General features: G+C 55.8%; 10 protein-coding genes. 1 reads left to right on the top strand and 9 read right to left on the bottom strand.

From position 1 onward, the window contains the following. Window positions 1-78 precede the first annotated feature (78 nt). From tuf to HMPREF2958_RS07505, 8 genes are all read right to left on the bottom strand, one after another. Window positions 79-1,269 (bottom strand): elongation factor Tu, encoded by a 1,191-nt coding sequence (gene tuf, locus HMPREF2958_RS07540; RefSeq protein ID WP_004005289.1) that lies wholly within the window; start codon window positions 1,267-1,269, stop codon window positions 79-81. A 205-nt stretch (window positions 1,270-1,474) separates the two neighbouring features. Beyond that, a complete protein-coding gene (gene fusA / locus HMPREF2958_RS07535) occupies window positions 1,475-3,589 on the bottom strand; it encodes an elongation factor G (RefSeq protein ID WP_004005290.1) in 2,115 nt (704 codons plus the stop codon). A gap of 72 nt (window positions 3,590-3,661) precedes the next feature. Then, window positions 3,662-4,132 carry a 30S ribosomal protein S7 gene (rpsG, locus tag HMPREF2958_RS07530; RefSeq protein WP_004005291.1) on the bottom strand — a complete coding sequence of 157 codons (471 nt, stop codon included), beginning with the start codon at window positions 4,130-4,132 and terminating at the stop codon, window positions 3,662-3,664. Beyond that, entirely contained in the window at window positions 4,132-4,506 is a 375-nt protein-coding gene (gene rpsL, locus HMPREF2958_RS07525; RefSeq protein ID WP_004005292.1) for a 30S ribosomal protein S12, read from the bottom strand. Before rpsL ends, rpsG begins: the two co-directional genes overlap by 1 nt. A gap of 545 nt (window positions 4,507-5,051) precedes the next feature. Then, window positions 5,052-8,957: a DNA-directed RNA polymerase subunit beta' gene (locus HMPREF2958_RS07520; protein ID WP_070697565.1), complete on the bottom strand. Its 3,906-nt coding sequence runs from the start codon at window positions 8,955-8,957 to the stop codon at window positions 5,052-5,054. 98 nt (window positions 8,958-9,055) lie between these two features. Next, window positions 9,056-12,565 carry a DNA-directed RNA polymerase subunit beta gene (rpoB, locus tag HMPREF2958_RS07515; RefSeq protein ID WP_070697564.1) on the bottom strand — a complete coding sequence of 1,170 codons (3,510 nt, stop codon included), beginning with the start codon at window positions 12,563-12,565 and terminating at the stop codon, window positions 9,056-9,058. Between the two features lie 347 nt (window positions 12,566-12,912). Then, window positions 12,913-13,206 carry a DUF6985 domain-containing protein gene (locus HMPREF2958_RS11165; RefSeq protein WP_246828080.1) on the bottom strand — a complete coding sequence of 98 codons (294 nt, stop codon included), beginning with the start codon at window positions 13,204-13,206 and terminating at the stop codon, window positions 12,913-12,915. A 290-nt stretch (window positions 13,207-13,496) separates the two neighbouring features. Continuing rightward, window positions 13,497-14,375: a LysR family transcriptional regulator gene (locus HMPREF2958_RS07505; protein ID WP_070697563.1), complete on the bottom strand. Its 879-nt coding sequence runs from the start codon at window positions 14,373-14,375 to the stop codon at window positions 13,497-13,499. Between the two features lie 79 nt (window positions 14,376-14,454). Here HMPREF2958_RS07505 and HMPREF2958_RS07500 point away from each other — a divergent pair, with 79 nt between their 5' ends. Then, window positions 14,455-15,468 carry an aldo/keto reductase gene (locus HMPREF2958_RS07500; RefSeq protein ID WP_070697621.1) on the top strand — a complete coding sequence of 338 codons (1,014 nt, stop codon included), beginning with the start codon at window positions 14,455-14,457 and terminating at the stop codon, window positions 15,466-15,468. 86 nt (window positions 15,469-15,554) lie between these two features. Here HMPREF2958_RS07500 and HMPREF2958_RS07495 read toward each other — a convergent pair whose 3' ends face one another. Then, window positions 15,555-17,051 (bottom strand): L-serine ammonia-lyase, encoded by a 1,497-nt coding sequence (locus tag HMPREF2958_RS07495; protein WP_070697562.1) that lies wholly within the window; start codon window positions 17,049-17,051, stop codon window positions 15,555-15,557. Between the last annotated feature and the right edge of the window lie 121 nt (window positions 17,052-17,172).

Raw genomic sequence — 17,172 nt, 5'->3', positions numbered from 1 at the left:
GGGGGACTTCTAAAATCGCTAGCGTTGAAAGAGCAAGCTGTTCAACGCATCATCAGCGAATTGTCGTTGCTACGGCAATTACTTGATGATCTTGGTAACGCGACCCGAACCAACGGTGCGGCCACCCTCACGGATAGCGAAGCCGAGGCCTTCTTCCATAGCGATGGGCTGGATCAGCTCAACAGTCATCTCGGTGTTGTCACCGGGCATAACCATTTCAGTGCCCTCGGGGAGCTTAATAACACCGGTCACGTCAGTGGTACGGAAGTAGAACTGAGGACGGTAGTTCGAGTAGAAGGGGTTGTGACGACCGCCCTCATCCTTGGAGAGGATGTAGACGTTTGCCTCGAACTCGGTGTGAGGGGTGATGGAGCCCGGCTCCACAACAACCTGACCACGCTCAACATCGTCACGCTTGAGACCACGCAGAAGCAGACCACAGTTCTCGCCTGCCCATGCTTCGTCGAGCTGCTTGTGGAACATCTCGATACCGGTCACGGTGGTCTTCTGGATGGGGCGGATACCAACGATCTCAACCTCAGAGTTGATCTTCAGAGTACCGCGCTCTGCACGACCGGTCACAACGGTACCGCGACCGGTAATGGTGAAGACGTCCTCAATGGGCATAAGGAAGGGCTTGTCGGTCTCACGAACCGGATCCGGAATGTAAGTGTCAACTGCTTCCATAAGCTCCTCGACCTTAGCAACCCATTCGGGGTCACCTTCGAGAGCCTTCAGAGCGGACACGCGGATCACGGGAGCGTCATCACCGTCGAACTCCTGCGAGGAGAGGAGGTCACGAACCTCCATCTCGACGAGGTCGAGAAGCTCTTCGTCATCAACCATGTCAGCCTTGTTCAGTGCCACCAGCAGGGTGGGCACGCCAACCTGGCGAGCGAGCAGCACGTGCTCACGGGTCTGCGCCATGGGACCATCGGTAGCAGCAACCACGAGGATTGCGCCGTCCATCTGTGCAGCACCGGTAATCATGTTCTTGACGTAGTCAGCGTGACCGGGAGCGTCAACGTGTGCGTAGTGACGCTTCTCAGTCTGGTACTCAATGTGAGCGATGTTAATGGTAATACCGCGCTGGCGCTCCTCAGGAGCGCTGTCGATCATACCGAAGTCGCGCTGTTCGTTCAGGTCCGGGTACTTGTCAGCCAGAACCTTGGAGATAGCAGCGGTCAGGGTGGTCTTACCGTGGTCAACGTGACCAATGGTACCGACGTTAACGTGAGGCTTGGAGCGCTCGAACTTAGCCTTAGCCAAGAGTGTTCCTCCTAGAACGTATTGAAAACATGCACCCGGATCTTCGCTCCGGCGCAACCCGCAAAAAACGGTCTAGCGTCTAGAATAGCGGATTACGCGGCAGAGATGAAACTGTTCATGCCCTCAATGGTGGATTTTTATTTAAAAATTTTAGTGAGGGGTCACGGGCTTCTCAACCCGCAACCCTCAAGAAAGAGACGGGAAATTACTCGCCGCGGCTCTTCTGAATGATCTCGTCAGCGACGTTCTTGGGAACCTCGCCGTAGCTATCGAATGCCATCGAGAACACTGCACGACCCTGGGTCTTACCACGCAAGTCGCCAATGTAACCGAACATCTCGGTCAACGGTACGAGAGCCTTGACGATCTTGACACCGGATGCATCCTCCATGGAACGCACGTGACCACGACGAGAGTTTAGGTCGCCGATAACGTCGCCCATGTACTCCTCGGGGGTACGCACCTCAACGTCCATCAGTGGTTCCAGCAGAACAGGGTTAGCGCGCTTAGCACCTTCCTTGAAGACCATAGAACCAGCGATCTTGAACGCCATTTCAGAGGAGTCGACATCGTGGTAGGCACCGTCGATCAGGGTTGCTTTCACGCCGACCATCGGATAACCGGCCAGAACACCAAACTTCATAGCGTCCTGAATACCAGCGTCGACAGAAGGAATGTACTCGCGAGGCACGCGACCACCGGTCACCTTATCCTCAAACTCGTACAGTTCCTCGCCATCCAGAGGCAGCGGCTCGAAGGAAACCTGCACCTTCGCGAACTGACCGGAACCACCGGTCTGCTTCTTGTGGGTGTAGTCGACCTTCTCAACGGTCTTCTTAATGGTTTCGCGGTATGCAACCTGAGGCTTACCAACGTTAGCCTCAACCTTGAACTCACGCTTCATACGGTCAACGATGATGTCCAAGTGAAGCTCGCCCATACCACCGATTTCGGTCTGACCGGTCTCTTCGTTCAGCGACACGGTGAAGGTGGGGTCCTCAGCGGAGAGCTTCTGAATTGCGGTCGACATCTTCTCCTGGTCGCCCTTGGTCTTAGGCTCAATCGCCACGAAGATCACGGGAGCGGGGAAGGTCATCGTCTCAAGCACGATCGGGTTTGCAGGATCGCACAGAGTATCACCGGTAGTCGTATCCTTCAGACCGATCGCCGCATAAATGTGACCTGCGGTAATTTCGTCGACCGGGTTCTCCTTGTTGGACTGCATCTGGAAGAGCTTACCGAGACGTTCTTTCTTACCCTTAGTCGAGTTAAGAACTTGCTGACCTTGAGCCGCGTGACCGGAGTACACGCGGGTGTAGATGAGCTGCCCGTAGAACGGGTGAGCTGCAACCTTGTAGGCTAGAGCCGCGAAAGGCTCATCCGAAGATGCCTTACGGGTAAGCTTCTCTTCCTCATTCGAGGGGCTAGAGCCCTCTACATCGGGAACATCCAGCGGGGAAGGCAGGTACTCGATCACAGCATCCAGCATGGGCTGAACGCCACGGTTCTTGAATGCGGAACCACAGAGCACGGGGAATGCCTCGCCGTTGATGGTCAGCTGACGGATACCAGCCTTGAGCTCATCAATCGTGAGCTCTTCACCTTCGAGGTACTTCTCCATGAGTTCCTCGCTGGACTCAGCAACAGCCTCGATCAGCTCTGCGCGGTACTCTTCGGCCTTAGCCTGCAGGTCAGCGGGGATCTCTCGAGTTTCGTACTCTGCGCCCATGGTCACGTCGCCCTTGGCGTCGCCGGGCCATACGTATGCCTTCATTTCGAGCAGGTCAACCACGCCGACGAAGTCGCTCTCAGCGCCGATAGGCAGCTGCATAACGAGCGGCTTTGCGCCCAGGCGATCGATAATAGTCTGAACGGTGAAGTAGAAGTCCGCACCCATTTTGTCCATCTTGTTAACGAAACAGATGCGGGGGACATCGTACTTATCAGCCTGACGCCACACGGTCTCAGACTGAGGCTCAACACCTTCCTTACCGTCAAACACCGCTACCGCGCCGTCAAGCACGCGCAGCGAACGCTCCACCTCAACGGTGAAGTCAACGTGACCGGGGGTGTCGATAATATTGATCTGGTTGTCTTTCCAGAAGCAGGTGATAGCTGCGGAGGTAATGGTAATACCGCGCTCCTGCTCCTGAGCCATCCAGTCCATAGTTGAAGCGCCATCGTGAGTCTCACCGATCTTGTGGTTAATACCGGTGTAGAACAGGATGCGCTCAGTAGTGGTGGTCTTACCGGCGTCAATGTGCGCCATAATACCGATGTTGCGGACCTTGTTCAGGTCAGTGTACACATCATGTGCCACGTTTTTCTCCCTAAATGAGATACTCCGAAAGCCTGCCAGGCTCCATAACCTCGACAGGCTGTAAACGGAGAATTACCAACGGTAGTGTGCGAAGGCCTTGTTGGACTCGGCCATCTTGTGAGTGTCTTCGCGGCGCTTGACAGCGGCGCCGAGACCGTTGGATGCATCCAGGATCTCGTTCATCAGACGCTCAGTCATAGTCTTTTCGCGGCGCTGCTTCGAGAAGCCAACCAACCAGCGAAGAGCCAGAGCGGTGGAACGGCCGGGGCGGACCTCGACCGGCACCTGGTAGGTTGCACCACCAACACGGCGGGAACGAACCTCAAGCGAGGGCTTGATATTGTCCATAGCCTTCTTCAGGGTGACGACCGGATCAGAACCGGTCTTCTTCTCAACACCCTCAAGAGCACCGTATACGATGCGCTCTGCCACGGACTTCTTGCCGTCCAACAGAACCTTGTTAATGAGCTGGGTAACCAGCGCAGAACCGTAAACAGGATCGTTTACGAGGGGACGCTTGGGAGCGGGACCCTTACGAGGCATTACTTCTTCTCCTTCTTAGCGCCGTAGCGGGAGCGAGCCTGGCCGCGACCCTTAACACCCTGGGTATCCAGAGCACCACGAACGATCTTGTAACGAACACCGGGGAGGTCCTTCACACGGCCACCGCGAACGAGCACAATCGAGTGCTCCTGCAGGTTGTGACCCTCACCGGGAATGTATGCGGTAACCTCGATACCACCGTTAAGCTTGACACGAGCGACTTTACGCAGTGCCGAGTTCGGCTTCTTCGGGGTGGTGGTGTACACACGGGTGCACACGCCACGCTTCATAGGGTTGCCCTTCAGTGCGGGCGCCTTGGTCTTAACGACCTTGGGAGTCCGGCCCTTACGGACCAGCTGCTGAATAGTAGGCACGTTTTCTCCGTTACTATGTGGACTTATCTGTCTTCAAGTCCTTGGGAACTTACTGGCATTTTGTGTTGCCACGAAATGCTCTCGGTTACAGAAGCCCGCAGCCCATCTAGGCACACGGGTTCTTGCTCTCAGCGAGTTTAAACTTATTTCTGATGAAAAAGTTTTTGGGCACACTTAAAAATGGCATTTAGGTGTCAGCGCACAGGCAACACCAAAGGACGGTATCCATACTGCCATTGATTCGTTGACCCAAGACCTCACGATTAACTATCACAAGGAATCACGGTGGTGAATTCCACGCCGAGGCTAGGTACTTCGGATAAAGACTATACAGGTTAAAATCCTGTTAATCTAGCTGAACTCGGAGAGAACACCATCCATCACGGTAAATACACTATGGTATTCATCACTTAATACTGAAATAGAGTAGTCCTCTCCCCTAGCTAACGTCAGGAGGCGGTCTCGGGAAGTTCCCGAAACCGCCTCCATCATCTAGGACACTAGACCCGATTCACGATCGAGTTTACGAACCCATTATGTGAGTCTTACTCAAGACCACGACCGTACTCGTCCAAGGGAACAGCCATGTAGCCGCTATTGGCGTAGGGGTACGGATCTTCACCCAGCTGGGTGAACGCGCTCTGATAGCCGAAGCCATCAAACGCCTGCATCTGCTCCTCACGCGCCTTCTGGCTGGGCTCAACATCAATATCGTTGTAGCGAGCCAAACCGGTACCGGCGGGAACCAGCTTACCGATGATGACGTTCTCCTTCAGACCAAGCAGCGGATCGGTCTTAGCCTCCATAGCAGCCTGGGTGAGAACGCGAGTGGTCTCCTGGAAGGATGCGGCAGACAGCCAGGACTCGGTGGCCAGCGACGCCTTGGTAATACCCATCATCTCGGGACGACCAGCGGCAGGCTTCTTGCCCTCAACCAGTGCCTTGCGGTTAGCCTTCTGGAACACAATGTTGTCCACCAGTTCACCGGGCAACAGCTCGGTATCACCAGACTCAATGACGGTCACACGGCGGAGCATCTGACGCACAATAACCTCAACGTGCTTATCGTGGATCTCTACACCCTGAGACTTGTATACGCCCTGAACCTCGCTCACCAGGTGCTTCTGCGCCTCGCGAGGACCACGAATACGCAGAACCTCCTTCGGATCAACCGCACCAGCAGCCAGCTGATCGCCCACCTGAACGTGGTCGCCAGTCTGCAGCTTCGAAGCTGCACGGCGAAGAACCGTGTAAGACTGCGGTTCGGAACCATCATCCGGGGTAACGACGATCTTGTACGACTTTTCGGTATCCTCAATGGTCACACGGCCGGAAACCTCAGAAATCGGTGCCACGCCCTTAGGGGTACGAGCCTCGAAGAGCTCCTGAATACGGGGCAGACCCTGGGTAATATCGTCAGCCGATGCAACACCACCGGTGTGGAAGGTACGCATAGTCAGCTGAGTACCGGGCTCACCAATGGACTGAGCTGCGATAATACCCACAGCCTCGCCAATATCAACCAGAACGTTCGATGCCATCGAGCGTCCGTAGCACAGGGCGCATACGCCGATGCTGGACTCGCAAGTCAGCACAGAACGAACACGCAGTTCCTTCACGCCAGCCTTGAACAGCTTCTCGATCAGCACATCCGAAACATCCTCACCAGCGGATGCGATGACGTTACCGTCAGAGTCCTTGACATCAATTGCCAAAGTACGACCGTGGATAGAAGTCTCAACATCCGGGTGGAGGTTGCCGTCAGCATCGATCAGCGGAAGTACCAAACCACGGCGAGTACCGCAGTCGTGTTCACGCACGATCACATCCTGCGAAACGTCCACCAGACGGCGAGTCAGGTAACCCGAGTTAGCGGTACGCAGCGCGGTATCGGCAAGACCCTTACGAGCACCGTGAGTTGCGATGAAGTACTCCAACACCGACAGTCCCTCACGGTAGGAGGACTTAATCGGGCGGGGCATAATCTCGCCCTTCGGGTTAGACACCAGACCGCGGATACCCGCAATCTGACGAACCTGCATCCAGTTACCACGTGCGCCAGAGGTCACCATGCGGTAGATGGTATTCAGACCACCGTTGTCGCTCAGATTCTCGCGCATAGCCTCAGCGACCGTATCGGTAGCTTCGGTCCAAATCTTGATGAGCTCTTCACGGCGCTCGTCGTCGCCAATCATACCGACATCAAACTCATCCTCAATCGCGGAGGCCTGCTTCTCATAGCGTTCCATAATCGCGGGCTTAGTCGCCGGGGTCGCGATATCAGAAACGGCGACGGTCACACCTGAACGCGATGCCCAGTAGAAGCCAGCGTTCTTGAGGTTATCCAGGGTACGCGCCACGATATCCATCGGGTACTTCTCAGCAAGATCGTTAATGAGCTTGCCCAGTCCCTTCTTATCTGCAATGCCAGAGAACCACGGGTAATCCTTCGGCAAAGTCTGGTTGAACAGAATCTGGCCGACAGTGCACTCCAGCAGAATCGGATCGCCAGGCGTGTAACCTTCAGGGGCCTCCCAACCCTCGGGCGCTACAAACTCGTCACCAGAGAGACGCACCTTAATCTTGGTGTACAGCTCAATATCGTGACGATCCATCGCCATCAGAGCTTCAGCGATCGACGAGAATGCGTGGCCCTCGTTCTTCTCACCTTCGCGTGTGGTGGTCAAGTGGTACAAGCCGATGATCATATCCTGCGAAGGAACAGCTACCGGACGACCGTCCGAAGGCTTCAAGATGTTGTTCGAGGAGAGCATCAAGATGCGTGCCTCAGCCTGAGCCTCAGGCGAGAGCGGCAGGTGAACCGCCATCTGGTCGCCGTCGAAGTCAGCGTTGAACGCGGAGCACACGAGCGGATGCAGCTGAATAGCCTTACCCTCAACCAGCTTCGGCTCGAACGCCTGAATACCCAGACGGTGCAGGGTAGGTGCACGGTTCAGCAGCACAGGATGCTCGGTGATGATCTCTTCGAGAACATCCCACACCTGCGGGCGGAAACGCTCAACCATACGCTTAGCACTCTTAATGTTCTGCGCGTGCGAAAGCTCCACCAGGCGCTTCATGACGAAGGGCTTGAAGAGCTCCAACGCCATCTGCTTCGGCAGACCGCACTGATGCATTTCCAGCTGCGGACCAACCACGATCACAGAACGACCGGAGTAGTCCACGCGCTTGCCAAGCAGGTTCTGGCGGAAACGCCCCTGCTTACCCTTGAGCATATCGGAGAGCGACTTCAGCGGGCGGTTACCGGGTCCGGTCACGGGGCGACCACGACGACCGTTATCGAAGAGCGAATCCACAGCTTCCTGCAGCATGCGCTTTTCGTTGTTCACAATGATCTCGGGGGCGCCAAGCTCCAGCAGACGCTTGAGGCGGTTGTTACGGTTGATCACACGACGGTACAGGTCGTTCAGGTCGGAAGTCGCAAAGCGACCACCATCGAGCTGAACCATCGGGCGCAGCTCCGGCGGAATAACCGGAACAACATCCAGCACCATACCCAGCGGTGAGTTATTAGTGGTCAGGAAGGCGTTTACAACCTTCAGACGCTTGAGCGCGCGGGTCTTCTTCTGACCCTTACCGGTCTGAATGACCTCCTTCAGGGCCTCAGCTTCGGCCTCTAGATCGAAGGTTTCCAAGCGCTTCTTGATAGCTTCAGCACCCATTGCACCCTCAAAGTACAGACCGTACTTATCGATCATGGAGCGGTAGAGCGCCTCATCACCCTCAAGGTCAGCAACCTTCAGGTTCTTGAAACGATCCCAGACCTTCTCCAGGTGCTCAATTTCACGGTCGGCGCGCTTACGAACAGAAGCCATCTGACGCTCGGCATTATCGCGCAGCTTACGCTTTTCGGCTGTCTTCTTGCCGCCCTCGGCCTCAATACGAGCTAGTTCCTGCTCAACTTCGCGGGAAATAGCGGCAATATCGGCGTCACGCTGAGACTCCAGCTCACGTTTTTCACGGTCGTGTGCCGCCTGCAGGTTCGGCAGATCCTCGTGACGAGCTTCCTCATCCACGCTCGTGATCATGTAGGCGGCGAAGTAGATGACCTTTTCCAGGTCTTTCGGTGCCAAATCAAGCAGGTAGCCCAGGCGTGATGGAACGCCCTTGAAGTACCAGATATGGGTGACGGGTGCAGCCAGTTCAATGTGGCCCATGCGCTCACGGCGCACTTTAGAGCGGGTCACTTCAACGCCGCAGCGCTCACACACAATACCCTTGAAGCGCACGCGCTTGTATTTACCGCAGTAGCACTCCCAATCCTTGGTAGGTCCAAAGATGCGCTCGTCGAAGAGGCCTTCCTTCTCCGGCTTCAGGGTACGGTAGTTGATGGTCTCGGGTTTCTTGACCTCGCCGTAGGACCAACGACGGATATCGTCGGCGGTGGCAAGACCAATTCGCATCAAACCAAGCGAAGATTCGTTGGACATATCGGTCCTAATCTCTTTCTGTAGTTTCGAAGACTTGGGGTTGATGGGCGGGGCGAAAATCGTGTGACTACGCCCTGCCCGCGAAGGAGGGGCTGTAATTAGAGCTCATCCACGGAGCTAGGCTCCTCATGGGTTAGGCTCACGCCCATATCTTCTGCTGCCCGGAAGCCTTCTTCCTCCGAGTCGCTCATTTCAATGGTCTTCCCGTCGGTAGAAAGTACCTCGACGTTCAGGCACAGTGACTGCATTTCTTTAATAAGAACCTTGAAGGATTCGGGGATACCCGGTTCGGGGATATTCTCGCCCTTGACGATCGCCTCGTAAACCTTCACACGACCGGTTACATCGTCAGACTTGACGGTCAAGATTTCCTGCAGGGTGTAGGCGGCGCCGTATGCTTCCAGCGCCCACACTTCCATCTCACCGAAGCGCTGACCACCGAACTGTGCCTTACCGCCCAACGGCTGCTGGGTAATCATCGAGTAAGGACCGGTGGAGCGAGCGTGAATCTTGTCGTCCACCAGGTGGTGCAGCTTCAGGATGTACTGGTAACCCACCGAAATCGGGTCAGGGAACGGCTCACCCGAACGACCATCAATCAGACGTGCCTTGCCGGAGCGAGTAATCAGACGATCGCCGTCACGGTTCGGGTTCGCGTGATCCATCAAGTCGAAGAGCTCGTCCTCATGAGCGCCGTCGAACACAGGGGTTGCCAGGCGGGTGGGTCCGGATTCCTTCGGGAAGTTCGGCATATTCTTCAGCCACGCCGGGTCACCCTCAATCTTCCAACCCTGCTTAGCGAGCCAGCCGGTGTGAACCTCAAGCACCTGGCCGATGTTCATACGACCGGGCACGCCCAACGGGTTCAGAATGACATCAACGGGAGTACCGTCTTCCAAGAAGGGCATGTCTTCGACCGGCAGGATCTTGGAAATAACGCCCTTGTTACCGTGGCGACCTGCGAGCTTGTCGCCGTCGGTAATCTTACGCTTCTGCGCAACGTACACGCGCACAAGCTTGTTAACGCCCGGAGGCAGATCGTCTTCATCGTCGCTTTCGCGGTCGAAGATGCGAACGCCGATCACGGTACCGGATTCACCATGGGGAACCTTCAGAGAAGTATCACGAACTTCGCGGGACTTCTCGCCGAAGATTGCGCGCAGCAGACGCTCTTCAGGGGTCAGCTCGGTCTCGCCCTTGGGGGTTACCTTACCGACCAGGATGTCGCCAGCCTCAACCTCGGCACCAATGTGGATAATACCGCGGTCATCCAGTGCAGAGAGAACTTCCTCAGAAACGTTGGGAATATCGCGGGTAATTTCTTCGGGACCCAGTTTGGTGTCACGAGCGTCGATTTCGTGCTCTTCGATATGAATCGAGGTCAGCACGTCCTCGGAAACCATGCGCTGGGAGAGGATAATCGCATCCTCATAGTTCAGACCTTCCCAGGGCATGTATGCCACGAGCAGGTTCTTACCCAGAGCGAGCTCACCGCCGTCGGTCGAAGGGCCGTCCGCGATAACGTCACGCTCCTCCACACGCTGACCGGCCTTCACCACAACACGCTGGTTGTAGCAGTTGCCCGGGTTCGAGCGGGAGAACTTCATGATCGGGTACGAGCTGGTGGTGCCGTCATCGTTGCGAACCAATACCAGATCGGCCGATACCTCGGATACCACGCCAGCCTTCTTCGCCAGCACGGAATCGCCGGAGTCAAGCGCAGCGTACTTCTCCATACCGGTACCAACGACAGGAGCCTCAGACTCCAACAGCGGCACAGCCTGGCGCTGCATGTTAGCGCCCATCAACGCACGGTTTGCGTCGTCGTGCTCAAGGTAGGGAATTAGAGCGGTTGCCACAGACACCATCTGACGCGGGGAAACGTCCATGTACTGCACAGCGCCGGGGGCAACCAGCACGGCCTCGCCAGAACCATCGCCTGCACGGCAGAGAACCTCGTCCTCAGCAAAGGTACGCTCGTTAGTCAGCGGGGCGTTTGCCTGCGCAATAATAACGCTCTTCTCGTCGTCGGCAGTCAGGTAACGCACCTTGTCGGTGACCTTACCATCTTCAACCACGCGGTAGGGGGTCTCGATAAAGCCGTAAGAGTTGATACGCCCGTAGGTTGCCAACGAACCGATCAGACCAATGTTCGGACCTTCAGGGGTTTCGATGGGGCACATACGACCGTAGTGCGAGGGGTGCACGTCGCGCACTTCCATGCCCGCGCGGTCGCGGGAAAGACCGCCGGGGCCCAGCGCCGAAAGACGACGCTTGTGGGTTAGCCCAGCCAGTGGGTTGTTCTGATCCATGAACTGCGAAAGCTGCGAAGTACCGAAGAACTCTTTAATCGCTGCCACCACAGGGCGGATGTTCACCAAGGACTGCGGGGTGATGGAATCAACGTCCTGAGTGGTCATACGCTCACGCACCACACGCTCCATGCGAGAAAGACCGGTGCGAATCTGGTTCTCAATCAACTCGCCCACAGTGCGGATGCGGCGGTTACCGAAGTGGTCAATATCGTCGATATCGATCTTAACGGAAATTTCCTTGCCGTCACGCTTACCGGGGATGCTGCTCTCCTGAGCATGCAGAGCGCACAGGTAGTGAATCATCTGAGCGATGTCGTCCTGGCTGAGTACCGATGCCTCGGGAGAATCAAGAGGAACATCTACACCGAGCTTACGGTTCACCTTGTAACGACCAACCTTCGCCAGATCATAGCGGCGCGGGGTGAAGTACATGTTGTCGAGCAACGCCTGTGCGGCCTCTACCGTCGGGGGCTCGCCCGGACGGAGCTTACGGTAGATATCGAGCAGAGCCTCGTCGCGGGTTGAGACGGAGTCCTTCTCTAGGGTTGCACGAATAGAATCATAGTTCCCGAACTCGGCAAGAATCTTTGCCTCGGTCCATCCCAGAGCCTTCAACAGCACGGTCACGGACTGCTTACGCTTGCGGTCCAGGCGCACACCCACCTGATCGCGCTTGTCTATTTCAAGCTCAAACCATGCACCGCGCGAAGGAATAACGCGTGCTGAGTAGATGTCCTTATCGGAGGTGCGGTCGGGTGCCTTCTCGAAGTATGCACCGGGTGAACGCACCAGCTGGGAAACGACCACACGCTCGGTACCGTTAATCACGAAGGTACCGGATTCGGTCATGAGCGGGAAGTCGCCCATGAAGAGGGTCTGCTGCTTAACCTCACCGGTGGTCAGGTTCATGAATTCAGCTTTAACGTACAGGGGTGCCGCATAGGTTGCGTCACGATCCTTGCACTCTTCCATGGTGTACTTGGGATCGGAGAATTCCGGATCCGAGAAGGACAGCTGCATGGTTTCCTGGAAATCACGAATCGGGGAAATCTCCTCGAAGATCTCAGCAAGACCGGATTTCTCAGGTACAGAGGTGTCACCTGCTGCCTGGGCGTTTTCCAGACGCTTTGCCCAGCGCTCGTTACCCACGAGGCGGTCGAAGCTGTCGGTCTGGATAGCCAGCAGGTTGGGAACCTTGAGCGGTTCACTAATTTTTGCGAATGAGATACGACGGTCGGAATTGTTTTCCGCACCGTTAGCGGCGTCATGGTTAGAGGTGCTCGAAGCGACCAAAATGGGGATCCTTCCACAGACATGTCTGTTAGCAATCTGCCTCCCGGCGACAGAGCCGTAAGACATCATGATGAAGACCCCGAAAACGGTGTGCAAAGCTAGTAGATGTCGAACGGTTTAACGTCACCTTCAGCCCGTGCCCACCGCTATATGAAGGCACAAAGGTCAGGGAAAGCGTAAATATTAACAATACACTATGCTCGCGCGTTTGTCTACCACACCCGTACAGCAGATGCAAGCGCCGGGTTCAAGTGAGCTTTTTATAGCCCTTTCGGAAACTTCCGCGGTATATCTCCTAGGCTTTTGAAGTCGCGCATGAGCCCCCCTCTTACTCTCCCCTGCTAATCCTATTCTTCGCGCAAGAAAATACTGCCGTCAGGGTTGGTGTAAGACTCAACCGCCATACCCACTTTCACCAGTTTCGTGCCGTTTTGGAGCACCATCATCATACCGTGCTCAATATCCCACTCGGTCTCGGCTTCCACCACAATCAGCACATTGTTATTGTCCCAGGCAACCGTGCACCGATCCCAGATAGGATCCACAAGAGTCCACACCTGAGATTCGGGAATATCCGGCAAGTATTGTTCCCAGTCGTACTCATCCGCCATATCAAAATACATACGGTAGAACTGGTACACATAAGGGGTTGCCTGGGCAAAAATATCGGTATCGGGTGAGCGAAGTTGTTAATCGCGGCACGAATACGCTGCCACCCGGCAGAGTCAAGAGTCTGCAGATCGAACCTAAACGTTACCGCTGCCTTCTTGAGCGCAGGCACATCCACTGGATCGCTCACATAGAGCTCTTCGTCAGCATCGTAATTGAAATTTATGATATTGGGGTCGTGGGTGTTATTAGGTTTCATCGCCATCGCTTTCCTCCTATGTAAACTCTCATTATTTCATCACCGCGCCCCATCAGGTCTTTTTTAGCGAGTATGTTCTCGAATTCTTGTCTCCAATTCTTCAAGAAACCGCGCGGTAGGCGGAGCGGGCTCTTCTTCCGACATAACACTTATCGGTGGGTGCGGGGGAAGACCTGGAATATGATGCACCCGCACTGCTGTTCCCTGTTTCTCAACAATAGACTGTGCGATTATGGCGCATCCCAGGTTTGCCGCAACCATCTCGCGGATGCTGGCCGGACTGTGCGTCTCAAAATCCACTCGCGGTTCGACTCCGATTACGCCGAATGCCTCGTTCAGCAGGTGGCGCAGACCGCTATCTGAGGGTAAGCAGACAAATGGCTCATGCGCCACATCAGCCAGCGTACTTACATGGCCCCTGCCAGCAAGCGGCGTGATAAGTACCAACCGTTCACTCGTAATTTCGGTTCGCTGCCATCCCTGACGTTCATCGGCAGCACCTGCAGGCCCGATCACCACATCAACCTGACCCGCTTCTAACTTACCGAGTAGTTCTGCAATAAGCCCGGTAGACAACGAAATCGTCACCTGTGGGTAACGTGCACGAAATCGACTCAGCAGACCAGCAACATCAAAATTACCGGTGAGTGGCGTGACGGCCACACGCACATGACCCGCTGAAACCGAGTGGAAAGACTGCATCAGCCGCTTGCCTTCTTCAAGGTTCGCCAACGCAAGCCGAGCATAGGGTAAAAATTGTTCCCCGGCAGCACTGAGGGTCACAGTTCGGGAGCGGTTCAGCAGTGTGACCCCTAGTTCCTTCTCCAGCCTTTTGACGTGTGCGGAAATAGCAGGCTGTGCCAGATGCAGGTCAGCAGCAGCTTTGGTGAACCCACCGCACCGCACGACTGCCTCAAAGGATTCCAGGTAGCGTAGTTCCATCTATCCATAATAAAACGTTATGGATTCTATAAAAACCTTGTCTTAGACATATAGAAGTATGGGTGGAAAAATTTTTCATATGACATTACATCAACATACAGATAGTCCAGCCACCCGGAACCTCGGAACTCTGACGACCTCAGCCTTAGGCTTTGGCTGCATGGGTCTGTCTCAGGGGTACGGGCCTGCTGATGATACCGAGTCCATCGCGGCTATTCATGCTGCTCTTGATGCTGGGGTTACGCTGCTTGATACCGCAATAAGCTATGGTCAGGGGCATAACGAGGCTTTGGTAGGTCGCGCCGTAGCATCCAGTGGTGTGCCCCGCAACAATCTGCAGATCGCAACTAAATTCGGAATTGTACGAGGCGATCACGGTGTCCATCTGGATGCTCACCCGGACCGCATTGCAGGCTACTGTGACGAGTCGCTGCGTCGCCTCGGAACTGAAACAATTGACCTGTACTACCTGCACCGCGTAGACCCGCAGGTGCCGATCGAAGAGTCAATTGGTGCGATGAGCGAGCTGGTGTCCCAGGGGAAAGTACGCCATCTTGGAGTGTCTGAGGTGACAGCTGACCAGTTGCGCCGTGCCCACGCTATCCATCCGATTGCCGCCGTGCAATTTGAATGGTCGCTCATGTGGCGTGAACCTGAGGTAAATATTGTGCCGACGGCACGCCAGCTGGGTGTGGGTCTAGTCCCCTATAGCCCTCTGGGCCGCGGGTTGCTTGGTGGAAGTCTCAATACCACCAGTGTTGCCGAAAGCCCCTTCCGTGCGAATGACCCGCGGTTTAACGGTTCCAGTCTCACTGCTAATATGCGCCAAGTTGATGCCCTCGCCTCGTTTGCGCAGTCCCGCTCCATGACCGTGGCCCAGCTGGCTTTGGCGTGGCTTCTTGCGCAGGGCGACGATGTTGTTCCTATCCCCGGAACACGTAATGCGCGGAGGGCACAGGAAAATGCTGCGGCTATGCGCTACCACTTAGAGGCAGAAGATTTAGCCGCCCTGGAGAGCATGGTACCAACAAACGGTTGGGTGGGAGACCGCCAGTCTTTCGCCGTACCGGCAACCACTCGACCGGTGTTCTAGCCGACTGCACAATAAAAAAATAAAGAAAACGCTCGCCCTGAATGCTCCTGCAGCTTCGGGGCGAGCGTTCCCCTACCGTTTTGGAGCTAACATTCCACCACGTTAACCGCCAGGCCACCCATTGAGGTTTCCTTGTAACGGTGTGACATATCCATGCCGGTTTGGCGCATCGTTTCAATCACTTGGTCTAGAGAAACACGATGAGCGCCGTCACCGCGCAGCGCCATGCGTGCCGCTGTGACCGCGTTCGACGCGGCCATCGCGTTGCGTTCAATGCACGGAATCTGCACCAACCCGCCCACAGGGTCACAGGTCAGCCCCAGGTTATGCTCCATCGCAATCTCTGCGGCGTTTTCAATCTGCTCGTTCGTACCACCCAAAACCTGAGCAAGACCGGCGGCGGCCATCGAACTGGCGCTGCCTACCTCTCCCTGGCACCCCACCTCGGCACCGGAAATCGAGGCACGCTTCTTATACAGCACCCCGATCGCTGCGGCGGCCAAGAAAAAGTCGATCACCGCATCCTCACGCTTGCCCCGGCCGCAATGCCGTATTCCGGGCGTATAGTTCATCGCATAGTGCAAAACCGCCGGAATAATGCCGGATGCACCATTCGTCGGCGCCGTCACCACGCGGCCACCAAACGCATTCTCTTCGTTGACGGCGAGCGCGATTAGGTTCACCCAGTCGATGGCGTATTCGGGTGATTTATTGGGGTCTTCGGTCATTAGGTCGCGGTGCCATGCCCCGGCGCGGCAACGTACCTTAAGGGGTCCAGGCAGGTAACCGACACGCGATAGTGAAGACCCGATGCATTCCTTCATAACCTTGTAGATGTGCAGAATTCCTTGACGTACCTCGGCCTCGCTGCGAAGCGAACATTCGTTCGTCATTTTGAGTTGGGCAATACTCATCCCGGCCTCGTTCGCCATATCTAGGAGCTCGGCGCCGGAACCGAACGGGTAGGGTGGGTGTTCCAGGGATGCTCCCCCGGTTGCGGGCTCGTCACCTTCGACAATAAATCCACCACCGATGGAAAAATAGGTGCGCTCCAAAAGCATCTTCTCGCCCTCGAATGCGGCGATCTTAATACCGTTTGTGTGGCGCGGAAGCACTGTTAGGGGACGCAGGGTTATATCGAGTTCTCGGTAGTTCAGAACCGGTCCGTAAACTTTGCCCTCCTCGCCGCTGGGTGCTGTCGCACCGTACATACTGGAAGGATACCCGGCGAGCGGTAGAGTACCGTCCACGCTATTGCGCTCGATCATGGCGTCTGCCTCGGTGAGGCAGATAGTTTCGGGCACATGCCCGCACAGCCCTTTGAGCGCCGCGCTCATGGTGCCGTGCCCTGCCCCGGTTGCGGCGAGTGATCCATACAGGTCAATATGCACTTTCGTGATGCGTGAGAGCAGGTTGGTGTCAATAAGTTCGGCGATAAAACGGTTGGAGGCGCGCATCGGCCCTACGGTGTGGGAGCTGGAAGGACCTATGCCGATGCTAAAGAGCTCGAACACGCTGATATCGTATTCGAGCGCTTCGGCTTGTTTTTGCACACTACTTGGAACGCCAGTATCTAGTGCCACATTATTCCTTCATCTGTGTGAGTATGCGCTTGCCCGCCAGGTTTTATATGCGGCGGTTCGTCCGTTTGTTGGGATTAGCTTCTGGGAGTACACCTGTAGGTTCTCCCGATGTAACCGCCCG

Origin of the sequence: Rothia sp. HMSC036D11, from assembly GCF_001814205.1 — a bacterium.
Classification (GTDB): domain Bacteria; phylum Actinomycetota; class Actinomycetes; order Actinomycetales; family Micrococcaceae; genus Rothia; species Rothia dentocariosa.
This window is presented reverse-complemented; position numbering and strand designations above follow the sequence as displayed.